This is a genomic window from Pseudobutyrivibrio ruminis (assembly GCF_015057245.1).
GTDB classification, from domain to species: domain Bacteria; phylum Bacillota; class Clostridia; order Lachnospirales; family Lachnospiraceae; genus Pseudobutyrivibrio; species Pseudobutyrivibrio ruminis_E.
The window spans coordinates 150,526-176,611 of record NZ_SVET01000004.1 but is presented as its reverse complement, the minus strand read 5'-3'; the positions used below and the strand labels follow the sequence as shown (position 1 = coordinate 176,611).

Here is a 26,086-nt window from a genome sequence, read left to right as displayed (position 1 = left end):
TAATTAATCTTCTCCAAGTCTTGCTAACATATCGTGAATCTCCTGCTCCTTTGAGCATACAAATTCTACGTTAACATCCTTTATCTCCATACCGTCCTGGGCAAAGTAAAGCTTAATATAGAAGCTTGCAAAACAGTCTGCGAAATCAACGGAAACTGTCTGCCACTCTCTGTCCTCTCCGGTGAGGGTTATCGTCTTTACGATATCTCTATCTCTGAAAACTGTCAAAGGAATCTGTGCAAGTGAGCTAAGATTTTTTGCACGTACAGTCATTGTAAGTCTGTAGTCGCCGCGTTCTTTGATTGCAACGGAAAGCATATTGGCACTGTCACGACCAGTTCTAATTTCAGCTGGATCAACAGCAAAAACATCACTTTCTTTGAAGTTGCATTCAATCATATTGTCATATGAAAGCTCTTCCTCATCTGCCTCGTCTAAAAGCTGATTATCTATCTCATTGTTTTCATTTATAAGTCTAAAGAACACTGGCTTTGAAATAATGAATCTGCAAATGTTTGCAGCGCAACGCTGATAGTCAGCTCTAGTTACTGTACCATTTGCAAGTCCCTCCAATGAGTTGTCATTGTTTGTGTTGTCAGCGGCACTTGTAGTAACCATGTAAAGGTCGTTTTGAGCTGCTACGATATCTGCCATATCGGCTCCGTCTCCTGCTCCAGCATTTCCGCCTTTTGCCCACCAGTCCGTCATTACGATACCTTCAAAGCCCCATTCATCCCTAAGGATTTTTGTAACCAAATCGAAGTTTGAAGATGTATATCTTCCGTTTACTGGGCCGTAAGTTGTCATAACAGCGTGAGCGCCAGCTTCTTTAACAGCAATCTCATATCCCTTTAAATAGAGCTCTCGGATTGCACGCTCAGATGCCACATGCTCAGCATAGTGACGTGAGGTCTCCTGCGTATTCAAAGCAAAATGCTTTATTGTTCCAGTGATATTATATTTATGCATACCCTTAAGCTGATATGCAGCGCACTTACCTGTTAAGAATGGGTCCTCTGAAAAATACTCGAAGTTTCTACCATTCAAAGGATTTCTGTGAAGATTCATACCTGGTCCAAGTAAAACATCTACTTTGTTTTTACGAAGCTCCAAACCTTCCCATTGATAAAGCTCTTCCATTAACTCAAGGTTCCAAGTGCTTGCAAGAAGTGTTCCATTTGGCATAGCAAATGCTTTCTTTCCTGAGTCCATTCTGATTCCAGAAGGGCCATCTGTACAGCAGGCAACAGGAATACCGTAACCTAAAAGTGAATCTGTAACACCACCAAATGCGCCACCTGTTCCTGGTGTAACCTTTGGTGAGCTCATACCCTCGCCTCTAACGATGGCTACCAAATCATCATCAGAAAGCTGAGCAATGAAATCATCCATTGATACTCTGCCTTTGGCAACATCCACAAGCTTGTATCCCATGTCCTTAGTCTGAGGAATTTCAATTGGAAGCTCCTCTAGGCGATGCTCAACTGTAGTTTTTGTTGCTGTTGGAACAGCTTCGTAAACAACTGAGAATGTTCCATCTGCATTTGCCTCAGGCTTAAATCTTGTGAAGTCAATGGTAGGCGCCATAAGCTCTGACTTCTGATCCACCACAACAGTTTCAGAAATATCTGCTGATGCAGATTCCTCAGCTCGCACATCACCGCCCACGTAGAATGTATATGTTCCCTGCTCTAGCACATAGGCACTTTTGTGGCCTGTAACGCCAGAGTCATCGTAGCAAGACATATAGTATGCTGGCACATGAATTTCACATTCCACTGTTTCACCAGGCTCGATTTCCTTAGTCTTATCAAATCCAACCAATACTCTTGATGGATTTCCTAGCTTGCCCTGTGGCTTTTCTAAGTAAAGCTGAACAACCTGCTGGCCCTTACGTGAGCCCGTGTTAGTAACAGTTGCCACAACTGTCGCTCCATTTGTAATATCAAACTCTAAGCTCTTACACTTGATGTCAAAGCTTGTGTAGGATAAACCAAATCCAAATGGATATAAAACTTTGTCTTTAGCAAATGTTTCAAAATATCTGTATCCAACATAGATATCTTCCTGCTGGATATTTCTCTTCTTTTTACCAAAATTAGCCGTAGATGGGTAATCATCAATATCGTAGGCAATAGTATCAGAAAGACGACCTGCTGGATTTACATCACCTGCTAAAACATCAAGAACACCATTTCCGCCTTCCTGGCCTCCCTGCCAAATGTATGCCACAGCGCTAGGGTTGTACTTTTTAACCCACTTCATATCAATAATGTTGCCCACATTCAAAAGAACGATTGTCTTTTCAAACGCCTCAGTAACATTTTTCAGCATTGTATGCTCATCTTCTGTTAAAAGATAGCTTCCTTCTGTTGCACTATTATCCTGGTCCTCACCTGCTGTACGACCAATTAGCACAATTGCAACATCAGACTTTGCTGCTGCAGCCTTTGCTATTTCTGGTGTGATTACCATTTCCTTTTGGAACCATGGTTCACTGGCCCATCCGATTCCGGCATCAAATGGATTTTCCTTTATCCATTCATCATAGATTGCTTTTAAATCCTGGTTCAGATTATATCTATCATCAGCCTCAAGTGCTTCTTTTACTCCAATAACATACTTGGTATTTACCATACCGCCTGAGCCTGTACCGCTTTTATAGTAGTTGTACTGACTACGGCCAAACAATGAAATAGTGGTACCTTTCTGAAGTGGTAAAACATCACCATCATTCTTCAAAAGTACCACACCTTCTGCAACTGCGCGTCTGGCCACAGCTGCAAATTTATTCTCGTCAAATAACTTTCCCGACATTCCTCCAATATCCTTTCTCCAAAACATTCTTTCAAGAGTATACATTACAGATTCATGGCTTGCATCATTTATTTATACAAAATTCATCTTCATTTTTGGGCTTTTTTATCAATAAAACTTGCAATTAATTGTGCACAATGATAGATTTTTATTTATAGAGAATTGAGGGAATTATTATGAAAAAAGGATTAGTAATGGAAGGTGGAGCCATGAGAGGCATGTTTACCTGCGGCGTAATCGATGTTCTCATGGAAAACAATATTGATTTCGACAGCGCTGTTGGTGTTTCAGCTGGTGCCACATTTGGACTTAATATTAAATCAAAACAGATAGGACGCGGAATTCGCTACAATAAAAAATATTGCAACGACAAGCGCTATGCTAGCTTCAGCTCCCTGATTAAAACAGGGGACATTTATAATGTGCCATTCTGCTATGGCACTCTCCCATACGAGCTTGATAAATGGGATTACGATACCTTTTACAAGAATCCTATGGATTTCTACTGTGTAGCCACAGAATTATCTACCGGAAATGCGGTATATCATAAATGCGATAACTATGACGGCACTCCAGATGGAATAGACATTCGCTGGATACGTGCATCGGCTTCAATGCCTGCAGTGTCAAAGCCTGTTCCTATTAACGATGATTTGTATTTAGATGGTGGAATGTCAGATTCCATTCCACTTCGTTTTATGGAAAAGCAAGGCTGTGACAAAATCCTTGTTATCGAGACCCAGCCTGCTGACTATATTAAAAAGCCTCAGAAATACATGAAAATTATAAGATGGATTTTGAGAAAATATCCACGAATGATTGACACCATGGAAAACAGGCACAACATGTATAATGCGCAAAAGGCATATGTAAAAAAACAGGTTGCCAATGGCAAGGCTTTCGTAATCAGGCCAGATGCTCCACTTAACATTGGTGCCACAGAAAAGAACCCTGACGAATTACAACGTGTTTACGATATCGGACGACGCATTGCCTCAGAAAATCTAGAAAAAATAAGAGCTTATTTGACCGCTTAGTCAAGTAAGCTCTTTTATTATTCTTTCGTTTATACGGTAAACTGGTTAATAAGATTTTCAATCTTGTCTGTGAATTTAATGTGTTTTTCTATTTTTATATGTAATACAAAATTTATTCACTAGATATCTGACAAAAGTATGTTATGATGTAAATATCAAAGGGGTAATTCGAACTATGAGGTTCATAAAAGAAAGGGGTTTATTATGTTAAAAGACTATACTAAAATTCCTGCTCCACTAAATTCAGATGTTGTTTTGAAAATAATTCCTGGTCACTTCGCAACCAACCACTCCCACATCACAAACTATATGGAAATCGGAACCATAAAGACCAGATGTAATGAGGCTCACGGTGTTGCCCAGCTTCTTGCAATGCACTATTCCGTATCCACACCAGTAGACACAATCGTATGTGCCGATGGCATGGAAGTAGTTGGAACATATCTTGCCGAAGAACTAACAAAAGCCGGTGTCGCAAACTACAATCAGCACAAGACAATCTATGTCACTGCCCCAGAGCTTGCTCCATCCGGCCTGCATATTTTCCGCGATAATCTACAACTGACTATCCGCGACAAACACGTTTTATTATTATTCGGATCACTAACCACCGGCCGCACTCTCGAAAGTCTGGCCGAATGTGTACAATACTACGGGGCAACCATCAGCGGTGCCTGCGCCATCTTCTCAGCCGTTCGAGAAGTGGACAACATCCCAGTAACAGCCGTATTCCACGACGAGGACATCCCTAACTACCAGTCGTACCCACTCCACGAGTGCCCTCTCTGCAAATCCGGCACCCCAATCGACGCCATCGTAAACTCCTTCGGCTACTCAGAGCTCCGCTAAGCCCAGGGGCCACCATCCACAGGTGCCCACAGACTTAGTACAGGCCACCGGGCTGGGGGACGGCTTACAACTCCCCGCCAGTATCATTGGAGCAGATTTTTGGATTACCTTAATGTGTAAAGTCGCCCATATGTAGGTGTACTTACGAAGCTTTTACTATTCGAAGGTAATGTATGGGTGGGACGGACAATTGTAATATACGTAATCATCTAGTCTTAACTAGTCTTTGTATTATTACTTTTGCTACTCCGTTTACTAAGAAAAATTAAAAAAGAGATATTTGTATAAATTGGCACCGTGGCACATTCAACGTCCTGTTTCAAGTGACCACTGCTGCCGCCGTCCTAGCGGCAGCTGCCAATTCATATCAAATATCTCTTTTTATTTTTCTAAGTTCGCTCCAAAGCAAATAGCAATAAATACAAAGCTAGTTTAAGACTGATGATTACTAAGTGTAGTGTTTGTCCGTCTCCACCCATACCTTACTGATAAAATTGTAAAACTTTGTAAGAACACCTACTAATAAATATGGGCGACTACACATTTAGATAATCCAAAATCTGTGACGTACTGGCGGGGAGTTGTAAGCCGTCCCCCAACCCGGTGGCCTGTACTTTATTTACGATGCACCTGTGGATGGTGGCCTCTACTCCTCTTCGGCGAAGGGGTCGATTTTGATTTCGAACCAGAAGGTGGCGCCTTGGCCGGTGATAGATGAGACGCCATATTTGGCACCGTGGAGTTCCAGTACGTTCTTTACGATGGAGAGGCCAAGTCCGGTGCCTTGAAGGGCTCGCTTGTGGGTTGTCTTGTCTTTGTAGTAGCGGTCCCATACGTATGGGATGTCCTCTTGTTTTACGCCATCGCCAGTGTCCACTACTTCGATGCGTAGTGTGTTGCCGATGACCTTTTGGATAACGGTGACCTTTTTGTCCTCGCCGGTGTAGTTTATGGCGTTGTTTACCAGATTGTAGAGAACCTGGTACATTTTCTGTTCATCTGCATATACGTTGACTTCGTCATCGTATACAAAATCGATAGTGTAGCCTTCTACTTCACGAAGCTTGTTGTAACGCTCCAGGACATGACGAATACTTTCTGTAAAGTTGTATTCCTCTGGCTGGATGGAAATTGTGCCAGCCTTAAGTTTTGAAATGTCCAGCATGTCGTTTACAAGACCTGTTAAGCGCTCCGTCTCTTCGATGATAACCTGAACATTTTCTGGTGTGTTCTCGCCAGGGATGTCTCTCATAACCTCAGCATATCCCTTTATCATAGTAAGCGGAGTTCTAAGGTCGTGGGATACATTGGCAATAAGCTCCTTTTGGAGGCTGTCTGCCTTTCCAAGTTCTTTTGCGGCGTAGTTTAGAGTAGCTGATAACTCTGCGACCTCCATATAGTCATCTGCATCGAATTTAACACTGTAGTCACCAGCTGCAAGCTTCTTGGCGCCATCATTCAATTTGATAATAGAGCGAGATGTGCTTTTAGCTGTGGCTGCTGCAAGAATAAATGCAATGATAATTATGATGACGGTGATAATTCGAAGCTGAGCTTTCAGTGTAGTAACTGTAGCGTCGACAGGTGTTAACACTGAGTTAATCATGACAACTTCTTCCTGCCCATCCACTTCAATTATGCGAACATAAATAACAGACTCAGCCATTTCATTACCAATGTTTTGTCTGAACTGCTCCTTCGTCATTTCGTTTTCCGGAGGGATTGTGTATTCGATTTTTCCCTCTCCCTGACCAGAGGATTCTTCTGAAGTTTCATCTGCACTGTCAGGAGCATTCTCTAAAATGTTTTCAGGTTGTTCTAATTCCGATTCAGGAGTAGCTTCTGATTCTCCGTCTATTTCAGGCTGTTGTTCTAACTCCTTATTAAGGTTTTCCCTGATGCTTCGCTGCATTTCGCTACCTTTAAACTCAATGACAGCCTCGCCACCATTAGCAACAGCCTCATCGTAAAAGAGACTGAACATAAAATGTGGCAATGAAGACATTTGGGAATTTGAAATATATTCCGCATTATAAAGGGAGTTGCCATCTGAATCTGTAATAAATACGCCCAGGTTGTAGCTTGCTGCAAGCTGGTCTATTTCAGACGCAGGATCATCAGATTCATGAAGAAGCACCTCTACCTTATCAAGAACATTTTCCGTTTCCTTTTGCTTTATCATTTTGTAGAAATCATTCAGATAGACAATCTGAAAAAACCATAGTACTCCTAAAAGTACTATGGCAAAAATCAAGAATATACAAAAGGTTTTCCATTTAATACTAATTTGACTTTTTTTCAATGGGTCCTCCACAATTAAGCCTCGAATCTGTAACCTACTCCTCTAAGTGTAACAAGCAGGCGACGATACTCACCTAGACTGTTTCTAAGTAGCTTTATGTGTGTGTCCAGTGTGCGGTCATCACCATAGTAGTCATAACCCCAAACCTCGGTAATAAGACGTTCACGTTCAAGTGCTATATTTTTATTTCGAACCAGGTAGAAAAGAAGCTCATATTCCTTTGGTGACATATCTACACGCTTGCCATCAATAGAAACTGTTCTGGCAGTAAAGTTGATTTCCAGGCCTTCATAACGGAAGATATCTACCGCACCTTCATCAGACTTGCTTCGGCTTGTAACAACATTCACACGCATCATAAGTTCCTTTGGTGAGAATGGCTTTACAACATAATCATCAACGCCTGCTTCAAAACCGTGGATTCTATCATATTCCTCGCCTCTTGCTGAAAGCATGATAACTGGAATATCCTTTATCTTTTTGATTTCACTGCAAGCTGAGAATCCATCAAGCTCTGGCATCATAACATCCATGATGATAACATCGTAGTCACTGTTTGCCTTTACCTTTTCTATGGCATCCATACCATCGCATGCTTCTGATATTTCATAGCCTTCAAACTCACCGTACTTACGGATAAGTGAACGAATCTTTTCTTCGTCATCTACCACCAAAATCTTTTTCATACTGACCTCCTATAGCTAACCCAGCTTAGATTATTATATAATCCCCCCTAAATGTGAATTCTAAGTGACGATATTAGAATTTTTTACTGAATATATGTCTTCTTTGCTTTACGGATAAAGTATGAGAAAACACACCATACAACAACAAAAGCAATGAGAAATCCTACATTTACTGCATGAGGGAACTTTACATAACCAGTGTCATTAAGCAATCCCTGAATTCCAAACACAATACAAAGTGCTCCAAAAATAGCTGACTTTGGCATCAAATACTTTGATAATCCTTTGATATCAGCACACTTTGCAAGCTCCTCTGCTGTAATCATCATAGGATCAACAATTCCTGCTTTAAGGCTTTTGATACTAACAAATACCAGGTATACTCCCAATACCCCGATTACAACATCAAATATTTTCATAAAACCTAAATCCATTTTTAATCCTCCAATAAATTATTCTCGCCTATTATTATATAGATTATTTATTCTCTTTTCTATAAAAACAAGGCCATTTATTATCCTCAAAAGTTTTCCCGCAATTCCTTGAAAATTAACAAAAATATCAGATAAATTCATTTGAATAAAAGCTATTCTTATTGTATTATTATTCTATACTGTGCAGGAGGGATAAGACATATGGATATTACAGGCAAAAAGATTTTAATATGCGATGATTCAGTCCTTGCTAGAAAACAACTCATGGATGCAGTTAAAGAAGTCAGCACAGGTGCTACTTTTATTGAGGGGAAAAACGGAGCAGAGGCTGTAAATTTGTACAAATCAGAAAAACCTGATTTAGTTTTTATGGACATTGTAATGCCAGAGAAAGACGGCAATACTGCTCTATCTGAAATCAGAGAATACGACAATGATGCGATTATCATTATCGTATCTTCCGTTGGTACTCAGGACCAGCTCAAAAAAGCAATTCAGCTCGGCGCAAAGGACTTTATTCAGAAGCCTTTCGAGAACAATCAAATTCAAGAAATAATCGAGCTTCGACTTGGAGGAAAATAATCTATGTATACACAATTCTTGGGGAATTATTTGCTTCAAAAAGGAATTGTAAATCAAGAGCAGCTTTTCAATGCAATGTCTCGTCTTTCGCAAACACATATTAAGCTTGGCACAATTGCCATTCACGAGGGTTTCATGACCGCAAAAGAAGTGGATGAATGCTTATATGTGCAAACTCGTGAAGACAGACGCTTTGGTGAAATAGCTGTTAATAGAGGATATCTTACAGATGATCAGGTAAATGATTTACTTACAAGACAGACTCCTGATTTTATTTTACTTGGCCAAAATCTTGTTGAAGATGGAATATTTTCTTACGAAGAGTTAGAGCGTATTCTTTTCGATTATAAAAATGAAACTGAAATATATGATTTAAGTCTAGATGTTGAAAATGAAGAAGCTGTCCGTGCAATCATTTCCAATTTCTTTGTTCTTGCAGAAATGCCTGTAAGTGAAGTAAACGTTATGTATTTGGAGCTGATGTTCAACAGCTTAATTAGATTTGTTGGAGAGGACTTTTCTCCTCTCACTCCTATGGTACTTGATGAATTTCCTGTCACATTTGGTGTCTCGCAGAAAATATCCAGTGACAGAGAGTTTCTTACACATATTGATTGCGACAGGGAAACAGCCATTGCATTTGCTTCCCGCTACGCAAAAGAAGACTTTGGAGACTTTGATGAGTACGTTGTTGCAGCCCTTGAGGACTTCCTCAACCTCCACAATGGACTCTTCATAGTAAACATTTCCAACGCCTTATCAAAAGACATATCACTTGCTCCACCAGAAATCACCGCCGACGGTGTACTCTACGGAGCCAACAAATGCGTAGACTTCCCAGTCGCCTACCCATTCGGAACCATACACCTTATAATATGTTTCTAAAATAAAAATGCTACCCGCTGAAGCAACGGGTAGCTCTTTTTTAAATTCCTAAAAATCTCTTTACTTCGGCACACATGTCCGCTACTTCTACGACGGTGTCATGACGTACTTCTGCGGAGCGAATCTCTTCGATGGCATTAGGTACTGCAACCTTTCCAAGCTCTGAGAGCTTGTCTACGAGTACAAAATCTTCCTCGCTTTCATATGCTGAGTCGATTGCTCCCATGACAGCACGTGTAAACTTGAATGGGCTGGCTGTTGAAGCAATGACTGTAACCTTGTCATCCTGTGTGTCAGCCTTGAATTTGTTATATACACATGATGCAACACCAGTGTGTGTGTCAATGATATAGCCTGTCTTGTCATAAAGATTCTTGATAGTCTCGCCTGTCTCTTCTTCTGAAGCGTAATTTCCATAGAAGCTTTCAAGCTTAGCCTTCATATCTGAAGTAATCTCGTATTTACCAGTTGTCTTAAGAGACTCCATAAGTTCAGAATTCTTTTTAGCATCATCGCCAGCAATGTGATAGATTAATCTCTCAAGGTTGCTAGAGATAAGGATATCCATTGATGGAGAGTTTGTAAGAATGAACTCTCTGTTTTTGTCATATTCTCCTGTAGTGAAGAAATCGTAAAGGACCTTGTTTTCATTTGATGCGCAAACAAGCTTATCAATAGGAAGTCCCATGTTCTTTGCATAATATGCAGCAAGGATATTTCCAAAGTTTCCAGTAGGAACAACTACATTGATTGTCTCACCTGACTGTATCTTTCCCTCTGAAAGAAGTTTTGCGTATGCGTATACATAGTAAGCAATCTGTGGAACCAAACGGCCAATGTTGATTGAGTTTGCAGATGAGAACTGGAAGCCTGCATCATCAAGCTCTTTCTCAAGAGCCTTGTCGTTGAACATCTGCTTAACACCAGTCTGAGCCTGATCGAAGTTACCCTTGATACCAACAACATGAGTGTTAGCACCCTTCTGAGTAACCATCTGGCGCTCCTGGATTGCTGATACACCATTCTTTGGATAGAATACAACGATTCTAGTGCCCTCTACATCTGCAAAGCCTGCAAGAGCAGCCTTTCCTGTATCACCTGATGTAGCTGTAAGAATTACGATATCGTTCTTGATATTATTTTTACGAGCGGAAGTAATCATAAGATGTGGCAAAATCGAAAGTGCCATATCTTTAAATGCAATTGTTGAACCATGGAAAAGCTCCAAATAGTATGCTCCATCAGCATAAACAAGTGGTGCAATTTCCTCTGTATCGAATTTGCTATCATAAGCGCTATTTATACAATGCTTAAGCTCGTCCTCTGTAAAATCTGTAAGGAAAAGCTTCAACACTTCATAAGCAACCTCCTGATATGTCATTTCAGAAAGCTTCTCAAGTGAAACATCTAGAGTTGGAATGGATGTAGGTACATATAAGCCTCCATCATCAGCCAAACCCTTTAAAATAGCCTGTGAAGCTGTAATCTGCTGCTTTGATGCATCTCTTGTGCTAACGTAATTGATTCCCATGATTATTCCTCTCTAACTATATTTTTGTTTAACTTTTGGGCTAGTCCCAAACAGTTAAACATACTGTAGCACAGTAAAGCATTAAATGCTAGTGATTTCTGTAAATTACTCTACTGCTTTAAGAGATTCTGTCATGCTTATTTCGTCAAGCTTTTTGCCCATTAAAAGATTAATAATAAATGTAAATAATACCGTTAAAACAAAAGCCAATATGTAGCTAAAAGCAGTGACTCTAACATCAAAGGTAATCAAATCAACCACTATCTCGCTCATAACAAAAGCATGGAGAATCTTACCTAAAACAAGTCCCACTGCAGCTCCCATTATTGCTAGAAGTATGTTTTCTCTAAATACATAGGCACTAGTCTCTTCCTTGTAGAATCCCAGCACCTTTACTGTGGCTATTTCTCTTACACGCTCCGCAATGTTAATGTTGGTCAAATTGTAAACAACAACTGCTGCCAGAGCCATAGCACTTCCTATTACAAGATAAACTATGATGTTCAAGCTCTTCATCATACTGTCTACTCTATCCAAGGTATCAATAGTAGCGGAAACCACAGAAATGCTCTTATTATTCATAAGCTCAGCTCCAACTGAGTGGGCATCCTCATCCTCTTTGATGTTCAAGTACACATTCTTCTTTTCTGGAAGTGTGCCGATGTTTGTTTCATATCCGCTTGTTGTTAGATATACATAGTTGTATATGAAGTTTTCGTTTATGGCTGCCACCTTAAAAGTGGTAGCATTCATTGAGTCGGATGATATGGTTACTTTATCACCAATTTTAATTCCATAACGCTCGCTTAAACCCTTATTGACAATGATTTCATCATCCTTTAAATCCGCAAATACGATATGCTCCTCTGAACCATCATGCATATCATAGAAGTAATCTATATTCGCATCGTTATCATATATATTTAAGTATACATTCTTGGTGTGCTTACCTGCCTTTAAATCCACGGAAGTGTGATAGTAAAGCAAATAATCATCTACCGTATATCCCATGTTTTCAAGTGGTGCTACTGTATCTTTGGCACCATCTTTCAGGGTAATATCCATATCGTACTTAGATATATTCGTAAACTGATTTACAGCAATGTCTGCAATAGAATCATAAATACCAAATCCTGCCACAAGCAGCGCTGTACATCCGCCAATTCCAAGAACCATCATGAATAATCTGCCTTTATAACGGAAAATATTACGAAGGCTAACCTTCTTTAAGAACTTAAGCCTGTTCCAGAACCATGGTATATACTCTAGGAAGATACGCTTGCCTGCCTTTGGAGCCTTTGGACGCATAAGTGATGCAGCCATCTCTCCCATTTCATACCTGCAGGATATAAATGTAACTCCAACAGAACATACAAAAGCTACAACAAAACTGATTATCAACATAGCGGGGCTAAAGAAATATGTAATTTCTGATGTGTTGTACATCATCTTGTAGGCAAACCAAATAGCCTTAGGAAATGCAATTGTTCCGGCCACAAAGCCTAATGCTGTTCCTATAAATGCAGCTGAACCAGAATAAAATACAAACTTCCCCATGATGCTTCCGTTGCTATATCCTAAAGCCTTTAAAACACCAATTTGGGTTCGCTGATCCTCAACCATTCTGTTCATGGTGGTCATGAATACAAGGGCCGCAACCAAGAAGAAGAAAACCGGAAATACGTTAGCTATAGCTCCTACAATTGTAGAATCACTTTCAAAACAAACATATCCCACATTACTATCTCGCATCAAAAGATATGTATTAGCTTCCTCTATATCCTCAATTTCAGCTTCTGCATCTGCTATCTCGGCCTCCGCATCTGCAATCTTTGTATTGTATTCCTCCAGGCCTTCTTCATATTCTGCAAGGCCCTCATTATATTCTGCAAGACCGTTTGCATACTCTGTTTTTGCTGTTTCAAGCCCCACCTGAAGTGTATAAAGCTGTACGCTAAGCTCTCCTGCAGCCTCCTGTTGAGTTGGATCCATCAAAAGTAAATCAAGCATAGATTTCAACTGACTTTCCTGAATCTCATATTCTTCAATCTGTGCTTTTGCCGAATCTAATTGCTTCTTTGCGCTATCAAGCTCTTCTTTGGCATCAGCCAATTCTGTTGCACCATCCTCTTTGCTGGTTTCAAACTCTTCCTTAGCATCATTCAGTTCATTATAAGCATCTGCTATTATTCGGTCGTATCTATTATCAGCAGCCTCATCCAAAGCAGTCTGGACCTCATTCTCTTTTTCATCAATAAGGTCCTTATATTCATCAGAATATATCTCCAAGTCGCTATCAAGCTTCACATAAATATCGGTGTAATACTCTACATCAAATCCACCTTTATTTATATAGATATAACCGTCTAGCACACCACTTCCAAGGGTTGTACTACCACGTTCATATTGAATGTATAATGGGGATTTTACTGTACCGACAATTGTGTACTGGCTGTATTTAAAGTTTTCTCTATCCTCTTTTTCATTATTGCTGGATATTTTTATTGTATTTCCGATAGTGGATTCATCAAACAAATATGAATCTACAAGACACTCATCATCGCTCTCTGGCAATCTGCCTGACTCCAATACTATGGTATTTACGTTAGTTGGAATGCTAATAGCTTTAATCGCATGTGATGAATCTGCATAGTCAGTCAAAACGTCAAAGGAAATCGACCCTTCTACGTCCCTTGCACTGACATTCTCTGCCACATACTCTACATCTTCCTCTTCAAATCCCAATGTTGATATCAATCTATAGTCATAAAAGCTGGTATCCTTAAAGTACTGTTGCATAGCCTGACGCATAGCAGGATCCGTTACCTTCAGTCCCGAAAAGAATCCAACACCAAGGGCAATGATAAGAACAAGAGCGATATATCGACCTATGGTCTCTTTTATTTCTCTAATACTTGATTTTGCTAGCATTTATCTTCTCCAAAACAAAATAACCACTAGTAAACTATCTCATCCACACTCTTAGGATGTTCATTCAAAGTAATGTCCACAACCGTGCCTGATTTAACAGAAATAACTCTATCCGCCATTCCTGTAAGGGCATGATTATGAGTAATTACCACAACTGTTTTGCCCTTCTTCTTGCAAGTATCCTGCAAAAGCTTTAGAACTGCTCTACCTGTAGCGTCATCCAAGGCACCAGTTGGTTCATCGCAAAGCAAAAGCTTAGGGTTCTTTGCCAAGGCTCTTGCTATTGCAACTCGCTGTTGTTCACCACCTGAAAGCTGAGCCGGGAAGTTATTCATTCTATCTGCAAGCCCTACCTGAGTCAGAATTTCCTCTGCTGGAATTGGATCATTACAAATCTGGGCAGCCAGCTCTACATTTTCCTTTGCTGTAAGATTTCCAACCAGGTTATAAAACTGAAAAACAAATCCCACATCATATCTGCGATAGCTTGTGAGCTCCCTAGGTGAATATCCAGACACGTCCCTATCAGCCAGATAAACGCCTCCCGAAGTAAGAGTATCCATTCCACCCAGGATATTCAAAATCGTAGTCTTACCTGCGCCGGAAGCCCCTACAATAATGCAGAACTCTCCTTCTTCTATTTCAAAATTAACATCGTGGAGAGCCTCTATCTTCACCTCTCCAGTCTTATATATTTTTCCAACATTCTTAAACTCTACAAAACTCATGAAAATACCTCCGCCTAAATGCACCTTTGGTGGGTAGTATAACCATGCTACCATAAAAGTGTGTCTTATTAGCGAAACAAAAAAGGAACTTAGCCATAAAGCCAAGCTCCCTTTATAAATCCTTATGTAATTGCTGTTATTCTACGGAATTAATAAGAGCGAAGATTTCGTCCTTGATTTGTCCGTTTACTTTAAGTGCGTTCTCTCTGCTATCCTGGTTTGAATAGAAGTAGAACTTAATCTTTGGTTCTGTACCTGATGGGCGAATTGCAAACCATGAGCCATTGTCTAAGAAAAGGCGGATTGCATTCTGTGGTGGGATATCCTCGTATCCATTGATGTAATCAATAACCTTTTCAACCTTTGCACCAGCTACTTCTGTAGGAAGGTTCTCGCGGAACCACTTCATCATACGCTGAATACGCTGTGCACCAGGAATTCCCTCAAGGATGATGTTTGGTTCATCCTCTGCGAAGTAACCATACTTAGCGTAGATTTCCTGAAGAACATCCCAAAGAGTCTTGCCCTGCTTGCGGTAGTATGCAGCTGCCTCTGCAACCATCATACCAGCTGAGATACCATCCTTATCACGAATATCTTCGCAGATAGCATATCCAACAGACTCCTCATAACCAAAGAGATATTTGTATCCATTCTCATGAAGATATGGAATCTTTCCGCAAATGTTCTTGAAACCAGTAAGTGTTTCAAACATTTCTACGCCATAAGCCTTTGCCATGATAGTAGAAAGTGTTGATGTAACGATAGACTTAACCATAGCTCCCTTTGCTGGAAGTGTGCCGGCATCCTTGTGTCCCTCAAGAACATAATTTACAAGAAGGTATCCTGTCTGGTTACCGTTAAGAGGCACATAGTTGCCCTCGCTATCACGAATCTCAATAGCAAATCTATCTGCATCAGGATCAGTAGCCATAAGAAGCTCTGCACCAAACTTGCGTCCATACTCCTCAGAAAGCTTGAATGCCTTTGGATCCTCTGGGTTTGGATATCCAACTGTTGTAAAGTTAGGGTCTGGGTTCTCCTGCTCTGGAACGATTGTCCAGTTTGAGAAGCCTCTATCGTTAAGCATCTGTCTGAATGGAATTGAGCCGCATCCGTTAAGTGGTGTGTAAACAAGAGGGATAGAAAGATCAAGCTCATCACCTTCATGAATAGCTAAAGCTTCAATCTTATCAAGGTACTCTCTGTCATATTCTGCACCTAAAACGATGATTTTGCCATCCTTAACACCCTGCTCAAAATCTGATTTCTTGATGCCTGTCCAAATATCTACAGCATTGATACACTCTGTCATACCATCTGCAATTTCAGATGAAACCTGACATCCATCATCCCAATATGCCTTGTAACCATTGTATTCTCTAGGGTTGTGGCTAGCTGTGATGTTGATACCTGAAACTGTACCAAGACGTCTAATCATAAATGCAAGCTCTGGTGTAGGTCTAAGATCTGGGAATACATAAACCTTGATTCCATTTGCTGCAAAAATACCAGCTGCAAGCTGAGAAAACTCCTTTGAAAAAAGACGTGGGTCGTGTGCAATAACAACACCCTTTTCGCAGGCTTCTTTACCCTTTGAAATGATAAAATCAGCAACACCCTGTGTAGCCTTACCAACAGTAAAGAAGTTCATTCTATTAGTACCTGCGCCAACCTTACCACGAAGTCCAGCTGTACCAAAAGAAAGATCCTGGTAGAATCTATCCTCTATTTCCTTTTCATCTCCAGCGATTCCCTGAAGCTCTGATTTTAATGGATCTGTATCTGAAAGCTTTTCAAGCCATTCATTGTAACGTGCTTTATAATCCATAATTCCTCCTAAAACTAAATTAATCACTTAAGTCGATGTCCAAGTTAAGATTAAATGTATATTGTGGATATTTTTCCTTAAGTGCATTATTAATACTTTCAAAAGTCTTTTTTCTATTTGGGTCATCGAATCTGATAACCACATCGAAGTTGACACTCTGATTAGCTTCATCATAGTAGAAACCATGAATCTGCTTAACATAATCGAATGTCTTCACAAACTTTGAAAGCTCTTTTCTAAGTATATCAGCTGGAGAATCCTTTTTGTTTTTGCAGTAGATGCCGATTCCTTCAAGGCCAACACCTGTCTCCTGATATACCTTATGAAAGATTTGTCTTTGAAGCTGATCAAGATGAGCCATTCCCATATCCTCATCAACCTCTATATGTATCGAACCAACGTAACGGTTTGGTCCATAATTGTGTAAGCTAAGATCATATGCCCCTAGCACCTCGTCAAAGCTGACAACAGCTCTCTTTACATCATGAGAAAGCTGCATTTCAACACGCTCTCCCAGAATCTGTGAAATTGTTTCTGAAATCATATCGTAGCCTGATTTGATGATGATAACTGAGATGATGGCACCAAGCCAAGCCTCAAGACTTATACCAAATACAATAAAAATGATTGCAGCTACAAGTGTTGTTGCAGAGATAACCGAATCCAGCTTTGCATCCTCACCAGATGCGATAAGTGAACCTGAATTAACACTCTCCCCAACTTTTTTAACGTATGTTCCAAGTACAATCTTTACAACTACAGCAACAGCTACAATAACAAGGCTTGCTGTGTTGTATTCTGGATACTGTGGCTCAATTATTTTCTTAATTGATTCAATAAGTGATGTTATGCCGGCATATGAAACGATAATTGCAATGATAGCAGCAGTAATATACTCTACTCTGCCATGTCCAAGTGGATGCTTTTTATCTGGTGCCTTATTGGCAATTCTTGTACCGACAATGGTAATTACCGATGATAAGGCATCACTTAAGTTGTTTACTGCGTCAAGGACAATTGCAATTGATCCTGTAACAAGACCAACAAACGCTTTAAATCCTGCCAAAAAGCAATTGGCAACAATGCCAATCAAACTGGTTTGAATGATCTTTTTATTTCTGTCCATTTTATTTCTTATTCCTTAATCCCTTAACATAATTTGTAAGCTCTTCTTTTGTTTTCTTGTTGAGCTTTTCCATCTTTTTGAGTACAGCATATTCAGCAGTTCCTTCGCTGGCGATGAGGAAATCTACCTCTCCTGCCCCTTTCGAAGGAATTGTGTCCTGAAGTAACTCAAAAGGTGAAACATCTAGTACGTCGCAGATTGCCATAATCTTGTCTGACGATGGATTTGTTTTCTTTCTCTTCCAATCGCTGATAGTACTTTGTGCAATACCAGTCTTTTCAGCTAACTGAAGCTGAGAAACACCCTTTTCATCCATCAACTTAAAGATACGTTCACTAATAATCATCCTAATACCCCTCCATAACTGTAAAATCCCACGTTAATAACTCTATTGTATATACGATAACACAATATAACTTTATCCTCAAGACAACTGGTGATGTGACTGTTTTTCCACATACATCAGCTTGTCTATAAGTTCTTGGAACTGTTTAGCTGTAAGACTGCTGTCGTGCTTATAGCTTTGGAAGCCACAGCTTATGCCCACTCCCTGAGGCCAATTATTGCGAGCGCTCTGCTTTGCAACGTAATCCCTCACCTCATCTATCTTTTCGTTTATCTGATTCATGTCCAATTCATCAGTGATTACGCAGAACTCATCTCCCCCAAAACGTCCTATGGCTGCCGACCTTCCAAAGGTATCTACAAGAATATCAGCAATAATTTTGATTGCCTTATCCCCTTCCTCATGGCCCATGCTATCATTGATATCCTTGAAATTATCAACATCCATCATGATTGCAGTAAAGTCTTTTCCACTAGAAATAGAGCTTTTAACCATGTCCTGCATTTTGATATCCAGCCCTCGTCGATTTAGTACACCGGTTAGATAGTCGATGTTTACATCCCTGCTTTGATAGTAGAAAAATACAATCAAGCATCCCCAGGATATACCTGCGTATGTGCAATCGATATTGGCAATGAATATCTGTAGCAGCGCTCCGATTAATGATAACGCCGGTAAAAACAATACTGCTGCCTTATATTCACTCATGATGTGCTTATTAAATACCAGCGCATAAACAAGCAACATAAAAATAAACAACAGCATGAATCCTGCTCTTATAAAGAAGAATTGACCGCGATAGTAAATACCATTTTCAAAATAAAAAACCATTTCAGCCCGAACAACGCTGATATTGAAACAAATACCATATTCAAAACTGCAAACAGTTCGAAGCAGTATCTGATTGGACGTCTATGCTTTAAATCCTCATCATCCATCCAGCAATCCAGATAATACATGGCATACAATATATCAAGTGGATCCAATAGGAATATTAAAAAGTACCCAATATATCCCAAGAATAAATACTTGTCTGGATACATCTCACCTATACGACCAATAGTTTCAGATAGTAACAAAATCAGTGTGCATACAAGGATTGCCGAATACTTGCGCCCTTTCTGCAACCTGGAAATCTGATTTTGAAATATCAGCAGCAATATTAATAAAAATGATGTAAAAAAATTAAGTATAGCCCAGCTCTCTGCCTCAACCATAAAAAGCCTTTCGTAATAAATCTTTAAAGATAAAATATGCTAAAACAAACACTCCGTTTATTTTAGCATATTTATTGTGTAAAACTGTGAATTATTAATTCGTTTTATCGATAATGCTCATTACCTGAGCACTGTATTTAAGCAATTTTTCATTGGCTTCAAAATCCTTCTCCTGAATGATGCGCTTGAATTCTGCAAATTCAAAGTAAAGTCTATGACTTCCATCCGAGAGTGAAACCTCTTTTGTTTCTGTATCAGCATCATTGAAAAGAACATCATATTCTGTCATACCATTTACATGAGGGTAAATGCAGATTGTTGCATCAACACCCTGGATTGTAGATGGACCAGGTGCCACACAATCCTTTGCTCCAATGCAAAGAACCTTAAAATTGCCATAGTCTGCAGTTAGTACACCGCTTGTATCTACGCCCTTTTCCATATTTGCATCATATCTTACAGAATCAGGCTCTCCAAATAGGCCAACCATTGCAGATATATTGTAAACATTTAAATCACGAAGAGCACCTCCGTTATGGGCCGGATCAAATACCGCTGGCACCATTTCACCGCTATGGAACTTGCTGTATCTGCTGGACATCTGGCTATAGTTGAATACGCATAGCTTTAAATCTCCAACCAGCTTAACATCCTGCTGTAACTGCTTGTAGGCTGGCATATGATAGATGCTCATAGCCTCAAAATACATAACGTTATTGGCTTTTGCTAACTCCACAAGCTCCTGAAATTCAGCAAGACTCTTTGTAACAGGCTTCTCGCAAATAACATGCTTCTTTGCCAAAATAGCTCTCTTTGAGTATTCATAATGCAAATCGTTAAGTACACCTACGTATACTACGTCAACGTCAGACTTAAGCATTTCATCATAGTCCGTAAATACGGTATCTAAATGATATTTTGCTGCCATGGCATCCAGCTTATCTTTGCTTTTCTCTCTGCCACAGATATAAATCTTTTCAAACTCAATCTCGTCAATAAACGAAAGCACTTCCCCAACAATAACACCGTTTCCTGCTATTCCTAAAACCATTATTCTCCTCGCTTTCTTACTGCTTTATTGCCCATCTCATCTTGGTAGATTTACTTCTAGGATTGATTCTGCATTCCTCCGCCGATGGACGTATCACATCTGAAGAAACATCAGCATATACTCCTGCTTTCTTCAATTCCTTAAATGATTTCTTTACGAGTCTGTCCTCTCCTGAATGGAAGGTAAGGATGGCAACTCTGCCACCTGGCTTTAAAATCCCTGGTAGCTTTTCAAGGAATGAGTATAACACTTCAAACTCGCTATTAACGTCTATACGAAGTGCCTGGAATACTCTGGCACAGCTCTTTTTAATAGCCTGGTCCTTCTCATCCTTTGGCACCTTCCAAAGTGCCTCTGCAATTGCCTCTCGAAGGGCTGTGGTGGTGTCCATAGGATTTCCTTTTGCCATAAGTGTAAACACCTTGTGTGCGATTTCCTCAGCGTATGGCTCATCAGAATTTTCTATCATCATTCCAACAAATTCTTCCTCTGTGATATTGTGAAGACGTTCTGCTGCACTCTCACCATGATCTGGATCTAGTCTTAAATCCAATGGACCATCTATCTTATATGAAAAGCCACGCTCAGGATTATCAATCTGCATTGAGGATACACCTAAATCCGCAAGAACAAAATCAAACTTGCCTGCCTCTTCGGCAACTTTATCTATGTTTGCAAAATTGATAAGTCTAAACTGGAAGTTGTCCTCTCCGAAACCGGCGGTGCGCAAGCGTTCTACTGTTTTGGCCGATTCGATTGGATCAACATCCAAGCCGTACATAATGCCCTGCCCCTGAAGCTGCTCCAGCATCTTTCTGGTGTGTCCACCATATCCAAGGGTGCAATCCAAACCCTGCTGCCCTGGCTGTATCTGCAAGAAATCAAGAATCTCCTGTACCATAATGGAAATATGCATGCCAGCAGGTGTTGAGCCCTTGCTGATTACATGCTCAATTGTATCTGCATATTTTTCAGGATTATGCTCTTTATATTTTTCCTCAAATTTCTTTGGATATTTTCCTGAGTAATGAACTCGACGTTTATGCTTTTTCTCTTCCATATTTCTCCATATTTCTAATTTTTTCTTATTTAACAGATCTATTAAATTATAATATAAGGCCTCAAACAGTATCAATAGGATTGAAAGTTCTACAACAGTTTTGCTAAACTATTAGCTGACGTTTAAATTTAGGCTTACATGTAAAGGGGATTATCATGATAAAAACTATTATTTTTGATATTGGCGGAGTCCTTATTGGATATGATTGGACTGCATATATGATGAAGGAATTTAATAACGATGCTGAGCTAGTTGAGCGAATCAAGGCTAATGTCTTTGGTGAGAAATGGGCTGAGGTTGACAGAGGCGTTCTTACAAATGACGAATTAGTAGCCTCTTTTATCAAGGATGCTCCTGATATAAAGGATGAAATCATTCACTTTTGGGAGACTGCTGGTGATGCTCTTTGGCAGTACGACTTTGCAAAGGATTGGATTCGGGATTTAAAAAATCGTGGCTATCAGCTGCTTTACCTTTCAAACTGGTCTTCTCACATGAGGGAAGGCGCACTAAAGCAACTTGATTTTCTTCCAATGCTTGATGGCGGCGTATTCTCATATGAAGAAAAGCTTATCAAGCCAGATCATGCCATCTATAATCGTATAATCGAAAAATATAATTTAGTTCCTGAGGAATGCGTATTTATTGATGACAGCGAACCAAACGTAATCGCTGCCAGAGAATGCGGTTTGAATGCCGTATGGGCAAAGGACAAGAATCACGAAATTGCCCTTAAAGAATTAGAAGCTCTTTTGTAATAAAAGAGCTTCTATTTTTTTCTATTTAATTAGCTGTGATAAAGCTTGTTGCCTTCGTAACGTGGCTCACATGTAAGGTGAACCCCAAGCTGCTTAAATACACCTACGTCTACAGAAGAAAGAATAACTGATGAATGTACCTCTGCACCTTCCATCATTGGAATGCAATCATATGCCTTCTTTGCATTTTCGTTGCTGATTGATTCCATTGAAAGAGCAATAAGAAGCTCATTCAAATGAAGGTGTGGATTGTGGTCACCTAAGTGCTTTGTCTTAAGATTCATAATAGGTGTAAGAATCTCAGGTGAAATAAGCTTAATCTCATCAGGGATGCCTGCTAAATGCTTTAGTGCATTAAGCATCATAGCTGATGAAGCACCAAGCATCTGAGATGTCTTACCTGTGATAATCTGACCATCTGGAAGCTCCATAGCTGCACATGGTACTCCAGTCTGATCTGCCTTGATGTTTGCAGCAGATACAACTGGTCTGTCTGATACAGAAATGCCTGCCTTTTCCATTAAAAGCTCAAGCTTCTGAATAGCTGAATCACTTCCATCGCCCTTGCGCTTAGCAACTACGGCCTCATAGTAACGACGAATGATTTCCTGATTTGATGCATTTCTACAAACATCATCATCAACAATTGCGTTTCCTGCCATGTTTACACCCATGTCTGTAGGTGACTTGTATGGAGATTCGCCAGAAATCTTCTCGAACATGGCCTTAAGAACAGGGAAAACTTCAACATCACGGTTGTAGTTAACAACAGTCTCGCCGTATGCCTCAAGATGGAATGGGTCAATCATGTTGACATCATTTAAATCTGCTGTTGCTGCCTCGTATGCAAGGTTTACAGGATGATTTAGTGGTAAATTCCAGATTGGGAATGTTTCGAACTTAGCATATCCTGCCTTTACGCCGCGCTTTGACTCATGGTAAAGCTGAGAAAGGCATGTTGCCATCTTTCCACTTCCTGGACCAGGTGCAGTAACAACTACAAGTGGACGAGTTGTTTCGATGTAATCATTCTTTCCAAATCCCTCATCCGATACGATAAATGGAATGTTTGATGGGTAACCTGGAATAATGTAATGTCTGAATACCTTAAGACCAAGAGCTTTAAGCTTTTTCTCGTATGCTACTGCTGATGGCTGCTCTGCAAACTGAGTAAGAACAACAGAACCTACGTAAAGGCCATAGCTTGTAAAAGCATCGATAAGCCTGAGAAGGTCCATATCATAAGTGATACCGATATCCCCACGAACCTTGTTTTTCTCGATATCGCCAGCCTTGATAGCGATTACGATTTCTGTTTTGTCTGCAAGCTCCTTGAGCATAGTGATTTTTGCATCTGGCTTAAATCCTGGCAAAACTCTTGACGCATGGTAATCGTCAAAAAGCTTTCCACCAAACTCAAGATAAAGCTTTCCACCAAATTGATCGATGCGCTCTCTAATTCTTTTTGATTGCATCTCTGTGTACTTTTCGTTACTGAATCCTAATTTTCTCATATTTTCCTTCTTCTAAATAAAATCAAATGATTGAAATATATCTTTTAATGGCTATAAGTTTATCATGGATGGGCTTTTAATCCAATAATTTTAGTATAAAAACAAATCAATTTTTAGCCACTAATAGTTAAATAATTGCTACGACAAAACAATCTGCTCGTTATAGTATTTTATTAGGATTTAAGGTAAATAATGTACTAGGAGGATAATTATGGAAATTTTAAAAGTAACAGATCCAGAGTTTATAGGCTACGGTCGAATCATCGAGGGATATGATGCAGAAAAGAAAGCTATCATGGAGGCTTTGAGAGATAACACTCCTATTCCAGAAGGCACAGAATACGTTGCCGAGGAACCAGCCCTCCAGAGCTTAGCTGCTGCAGACAAGATTACTAATTCCCTATTTGGTGGCTCTCCAATGCAGTTTGGTTGGTGCAATGGTCACAACACAAAGCTCAACTGCCTTGAGTATCACCGTTCAAGTGAAATCAACATGGGAGCTACAGATTTCATCCTTCTTCTTGCAAAGAGAGAGGAAATCGTTGATTACAAGCTTGATTCTAGCAAGGTAAAGGCTTTCTTATGTCCAAAGGGCGTAATGATTGAAGTTTATGCTACTGCTCTTCACTATGCTCCATGCCAGGCTCACAAGGATTCAGGATTCCAGGTTTTAGTTGGCCTTCCAAAGGGCACAAATGTTGGCAAGCCTGAGTTTACAGCTGACAACAAGGAAGATACTCTTTTGACAGCCACAAACAAATGGCTTCTAGCTCACGCTGAAAGCTCTGAAGCAAAAGATGGCGCTTGGGTTGGTATTACAGGTGAAAACATCGATATCGCTGCCGACATCTAAATCTAAATAAACATAAAAAAATGGCGGTTTAAACCGCCATTTTTTTTATCTCTTCTTCATGGACTGTCTGAATATGATCCAATGCTGAAAGCATAGGCTTTACATCCTTATGAAGAATCTTTCTTTGAACATAGTTTTGAGTAATCTTCATAACTGTTCCGCTAAGTGCAAGCACACCGATAAGGTTTGGAATAGCCATCATACCATTGAGAGTATCTGAAATATCCCATGCAAGACTCAAATCCATAGTAGCTCCTACTACGATGAAGGCTACGAAAATCACCTGATAAATCTTTACATTCTTTCTACCAAATAAATATTCAAATCCCTTGCTACCATACTGGCTCCAGCCAAGTGTTGTTGAGAAAGCAAAGAGTAAAATCGCAATTGCGATAAATGCATATCCAAACTTGCCAAATACTGTTGAGAAGGCTTCTGCCACAAGGGCTGTTGATACCTGGTCTGAAATAACGGCTCCTGTTTCCAAATCTACAAGACCGCTTGAAAGAACCGTAAATGCGGTAATCGAACATACGATAATTGTATCTGCAAATACTTCGAAGATTCCCCACATTCCCTGAACTACTGGCTCTCTGACATTCGAGCTGGAATGAACCATTACAGATGAACCAAGACCTGCTTCGTTTGAGAATACACCTCGCTTCATTCCCCACTGAACAGCCATGGCAACGCCACTACCTACAATACCGCCGCCAACAGCTCGCATACCAAAGGCTCCCTTTATAATAGAAGTGAATACCGCTCCTGCCTGATCAATATGGACAACACAAACGATTAACGCACCAATTAAATAGATAACTGCCATGAAAGGCACTAGTTTTTCTGTAACTGATGCGATTCTCTTAAGACCGCCAACAATAACAAGACCGCCAAGAATCATAAGGAAGATACCAGTTGCAATAGCTGGGATTCCAAAAGCAGATTTGATATTTACTGCAATTGAATTTACTTGTCCCATGTTTCCAATACCAAAAGATGCTCCGATACAGAAAACGCTGAACAAAACAGCAAGCCCTGAGCCCACATGTCTCATGCCCTTTTTAGAACCAAGACCGTCTCTAAGATAATACATGGCACCACCGCACCACTCATTTCGCTCGTTTCTTCTTCGATAATAAATGCCCAACACATTTTCTGAGAAGTTTGTCATCATTCCAAAGAATGCAACAATCCACATCCAGAAGATGGCACCAGGGCCACCGGATGCAATAGCTGCTGCAACACCGGCAATATTACCTGTTCCGATTGTAGCTGCAAGTGCTGTACAAAGACTTTGGAACTGAGAAATCTGAGTATCCTCTTTATCTGTGTGTGCTGTAACATGTGAGTCCTTGAAAATACCACCGATAGTATTCTTTATCCAATGCTTGATGTGAGTAATCTGGAAAAACTTGGTCAGACAAGTCATCAGAATACCTGTACCCACTAAAAGAATGAGCATTGGCAAGCCCCATACGAATCCATTTACTGCACTATTAACCTTTTCTACGATTGATAAAACTCTTTCCACAGGCATATCTCCCTTTA

General features: G+C 40.0%; 22 protein-coding genes. 6 read left to right on the top strand and 16 right to left on the bottom strand.

Translation table 11 applies throughout. The features are described from left to right. Positions 1–3: 3 nt before the first annotated feature. Positions 4–2,817, bottom strand: coding sequence for a glycoside hydrolase family 3 protein (locus tag E7274_RS05495; RefSeq protein ID WP_304174385.1), 2,814 nt, complete (start codon positions 2,815–2,817; stop codon positions 4–6). A 176-nt stretch (positions 2,818–2,993) separates the two neighbouring features. On the opposite strand from E7274_RS05495, the gene E7274_RS05490 reads away from it, so the two are divergent. Both E7274_RS05490 and E7274_RS05485 read left to right on the top strand, forming a co-directional pair. Further along, a complete protein-coding gene (locus tag E7274_RS05490; protein WP_304174384.1) occupies positions 2,994–3,854 on the top strand; it encodes a patatin-like phospholipase family protein in 861 nt (286 codons plus the stop codon). Between the two features lie 204 nt (positions 3,855–4,058). Then, complete coding sequence (locus E7274_RS05485; RefSeq protein ID WP_044933654.1) at positions 4,059–4,703, top strand: phosphoribosyltransferase; 645 nt, start codon at positions 4,059–4,061, stop codon at positions 4,701–4,703. Between the two features lie 646 nt (positions 4,704–5,349). Here the strand turns inward: E7274_RS05485 and E7274_RS05480 are convergent. From E7274_RS05480 to E7274_RS05470, 3 genes are all read right to left on the bottom strand, one after another. Then, on the bottom strand, positions 5,350–7,005 hold the full coding sequence (locus E7274_RS05480) for a sensor histidine kinase (RefSeq protein ID WP_304174383.1): 1,656 nt from the start codon (positions 7,003–7,005) through the stop codon (positions 5,350–5,352). 14 nt (positions 7,006–7,019) lie between these two features. After that, complete coding sequence (locus E7274_RS05475; protein WP_044933652.1) at positions 7,020–7,691, bottom strand: response regulator transcription factor; 672 nt, start codon at positions 7,689–7,691, stop codon at positions 7,020–7,022. Between the two features lie 83 nt (positions 7,692–7,774). Then, a complete protein-coding gene (locus tag E7274_RS05470; RefSeq protein ID WP_090481472.1) occupies positions 7,775–8,125 on the bottom strand; it encodes a hypothetical protein in 351 nt (116 codons plus the stop codon). A 201-nt stretch (positions 8,126–8,326) separates the two neighbouring features. On the opposite strand from E7274_RS05470, the gene E7274_RS05465 reads away from it, so the two are divergent. After that, positions 8,327–8,707 carry a response regulator gene (locus tag E7274_RS05465; RefSeq protein ID WP_304174382.1) on the top strand — a complete coding sequence of 127 codons (381 nt, stop codon included), beginning with the start codon at positions 8,327–8,329 and terminating at the stop codon, positions 8,705–8,707. A 3-nt stretch (positions 8,708–8,710) separates the two neighbouring features. After that, on the top strand, positions 8,711–9,592 hold the full coding sequence (locus E7274_RS05460; protein ID WP_304174381.1) for a chemotaxis protein CheX: 882 nt from the start codon (positions 8,711–8,713) through the stop codon (positions 9,590–9,592). Between the two features lie 40 nt (positions 9,593–9,632). On the opposite strand, the gene thrC is transcribed toward E7274_RS05460, so the two are convergent. From thrC to rsmH, 10 genes are all read right to left on the bottom strand, one after another. Continuing rightward, on the bottom strand, positions 9,633–11,123 hold the full coding sequence (gene thrC / locus E7274_RS05455; RefSeq protein WP_304174380.1) for a threonine synthase: 1,491 nt from the start codon (positions 11,121–11,123) through the stop codon (positions 9,633–9,635). A gap of 105 nt (positions 11,124–11,228) precedes the next feature. Then, complete coding sequence (locus E7274_RS05450) at positions 11,229–14,054, bottom strand: ABC transporter permease (RefSeq protein WP_304174379.1); 2,826 nt, start codon at positions 14,052–14,054, stop codon at positions 11,229–11,231. Between the two features lie 26 nt (positions 14,055–14,080). Further along, positions 14,081–14,782 (bottom strand): ABC transporter ATP-binding protein, encoded by a 702-nt coding sequence (locus tag E7274_RS05445; protein WP_033153693.1) that lies wholly within the window; start codon positions 14,780–14,782, stop codon positions 14,081–14,083. Positions 14,783–14,918: 136 nt separating this feature from the next. Then, on the bottom strand, positions 14,919–16,613 hold the full coding sequence (locus E7274_RS05440; RefSeq protein WP_304174378.1) for a phospho-sugar mutase: 1,695 nt from the start codon (positions 16,611–16,613) through the stop codon (positions 14,919–14,921). A 19-nt stretch (positions 16,614–16,632) separates the two neighbouring features. Continuing rightward, on the bottom strand, positions 16,633–17,739 hold the full coding sequence (locus E7274_RS05435) for a cation diffusion facilitator family transporter (RefSeq protein WP_304174377.1): 1,107 nt from the start codon (positions 17,737–17,739) through the stop codon (positions 16,633–16,635). A 1-nt stretch (position 17,740) separates the two neighbouring features. Further along, positions 17,741–18,085, bottom strand: a complete 345-nt coding sequence (locus tag E7274_RS05430; protein WP_033153681.1) for a helix-turn-helix domain-containing protein — start codon at positions 18,083–18,085, stop codon at positions 17,741–17,743. A 78-nt stretch (positions 18,086–18,163) separates the two neighbouring features. Then, on the bottom strand, positions 18,164–18,844 hold the full coding sequence (locus E7274_RS05425) for a GGDEF domain-containing protein (protein ID WP_304174375.1): 681 nt from the start codon (positions 18,842–18,844) through the stop codon (positions 18,164–18,166). 17 nt (positions 18,845–18,861) lie between these two features. Further along, the gene (locus E7274_RS05420) at positions 18,862–19,302 is read right to left on the bottom strand and encodes a hypothetical protein (protein WP_304174374.1); all 441 of its coding nucleotides are present in this window, start codon (positions 19,300–19,302) and stop codon (positions 18,862–18,864) included. Positions 19,303–19,396: 94 nt separating this feature from the next. After that, positions 19,397–20,353 (bottom strand): Gfo/Idh/MocA family protein, encoded by a 957-nt coding sequence (locus tag E7274_RS05415; protein WP_304174372.1) that lies wholly within the window; start codon positions 20,351–20,353, stop codon positions 19,397–19,399. Positions 20,354–20,369: 16 nt separating this feature from the next. After that, positions 20,370–21,413: a 16S rRNA (cytosine(1402)-N(4))-methyltransferase RsmH gene (gene rsmH, locus E7274_RS05410; protein WP_090481454.1), complete on the bottom strand. Its 1,044-nt coding sequence runs from the start codon at positions 21,411–21,413 to the stop codon at positions 20,370–20,372. Positions 21,414–21,568: 155 nt separating this feature from the next. Between rsmH and E7274_RS05405 the strand changes: the two genes are divergently transcribed. Further along, positions 21,569–22,171 carry an HAD family hydrolase gene (locus E7274_RS05405; protein WP_304174370.1) on the top strand — a complete coding sequence of 201 codons (603 nt, stop codon included), beginning with the start codon at positions 21,569–21,571 and terminating at the stop codon, positions 22,169–22,171. Between the two features lie 29 nt (positions 22,172–22,200). Here the strand turns inward: E7274_RS05405 and E7274_RS05400 are convergent, their stop codons facing one another. Further along, entirely contained in the window at positions 22,201–23,685 is a 1,485-nt protein-coding gene (locus tag E7274_RS05400; protein ID WP_090481451.1) for a DUF1846 domain-containing protein, read from the bottom strand. Positions 23,686–23,896: 211 nt separating this feature from the next. On the opposite strand from E7274_RS05400, the gene E7274_RS05395 reads away from it, so the two are divergent. Further along, a complete protein-coding gene (locus E7274_RS05395; RefSeq protein ID WP_304174368.1) occupies positions 23,897–24,538 on the top strand; it encodes a DUF4867 family protein in 642 nt (213 codons plus the stop codon). Positions 24,539–24,566: 28 nt separating this feature from the next. Here the strand turns inward: E7274_RS05395 and E7274_RS05390 are convergent, their stop codons facing one another. Further along, positions 24,567–26,069 (bottom strand): alanine/glycine:cation symporter family protein, encoded by a 1,503-nt coding sequence (locus E7274_RS05390; protein ID WP_330598816.1) that lies wholly within the window; start codon positions 26,067–26,069, stop codon positions 24,567–24,569. Positions 26,070–26,086 lie beyond the last annotated feature (17 nt).

Coding starts and splice junctions, on each gene's coding strand:
- thrC (WP_304174380.1), bottom strand. CDS start 11,123: ATGGGAATCAATTACGTTAGCACAAGAGATGCATCAAAGCAGCAGATT.
- E7274_RS05405 (WP_304174370.1), top strand. CDS start 21,569: ATGATAAAAACTATTATTTTTGATATTGGCGGAGTCCTTATTGGATAT.
- E7274_RS05475 (WP_044933652.1), bottom strand. CDS start 7,691: ATGAAAAAGATTTTGGTGGTAGATGACGAAGAAAAGATTCGTTCACTT.
- E7274_RS05485 (WP_044933654.1), top strand. CDS start 4,059: ATGTTAAAAGACTATACTAAAATTCCTGCTCCACTAAATTCAGATGTT.
- E7274_RS05470 (WP_090481472.1), bottom strand. CDS start 8,125: ATGGATTTAGGTTTTATGAAAATATTTGATGTTGTAATCGGGGTATTG.
- E7274_RS05435 (WP_304174377.1), bottom strand. CDS start 17,739: ATGGACAGAAATAAAAAGATCATTCAAACCAGTTTGATTGGCATTGTT.
- E7274_RS05440 (WP_304174378.1), bottom strand. CDS start 16,613: ATGGATTATAAAGCACGTTACAATGAATGGCTTGAAAAGCTTTCAGAT.
- E7274_RS05465 (WP_304174382.1), top strand. CDS start 8,327: ATGGATATTACAGGCAAAAAGATTTTAATATGCGATGATTCAGTCCTT.
- E7274_RS05400 (WP_090481451.1), bottom strand. CDS start 23,685: ATGAGAAAATTAGGATTCAGTAACGAAAAGTACACAGAGATGCAATCA.
- E7274_RS05415 (WP_304174372.1), bottom strand. CDS start 20,353: ATGGTTTTAGGAATAGCAGGAAACGGTGTTATTGTTGGGGAAGTGCTT.
- E7274_RS05445 (WP_033153693.1), bottom strand. CDS start 14,782: ATGAGTTTTGTAGAGTTTAAGAATGTTGGAAAAATATATAAGACTGGA.
- E7274_RS05420 (WP_304174374.1), bottom strand. CDS start 19,302: ATGGTTGAGGCAGAGAGCTGGGCTATACTTAATTTTTTTACATCATTT.
- E7274_RS05490 (WP_304174384.1), top strand. CDS start 2,994: ATGAAAAAAGGATTAGTAATGGAAGGTGGAGCCATGAGAGGCATGTTT.
- E7274_RS05450 (WP_304174379.1), bottom strand. CDS start 14,054: ATGCTAGCAAAATCAAGTATTAGAGAAATAAAAGAGACCATAGGTCGA.
- E7274_RS05430 (WP_033153681.1), bottom strand. CDS start 18,085: ATGATTATTAGTGAACGTATCTTTAAGTTGATGGATGAAAAGGGTGTT.
- E7274_RS05460 (WP_304174381.1), top strand. CDS start 8,711: ATGTATACACAATTCTTGGGGAATTATTTGCTTCAAAAAGGAATTGTA.
- E7274_RS05395 (WP_304174368.1), top strand. CDS start 23,897: ATGGAAATTTTAAAAGTAACAGATCCAGAGTTTATAGGCTACGGTCGA.
- rsmH (WP_090481454.1), bottom strand. CDS start 21,413: ATGGAAGAGAAAAAGCATAAACGTCGAGTTCATTACTCAGGAAAATAT.
- E7274_RS05495 (WP_304174385.1), bottom strand. CDS start 2,817: ATGTCGGGAAAGTTATTTGACGAGAATAAATTTGCAGCTGTGGCCAGA.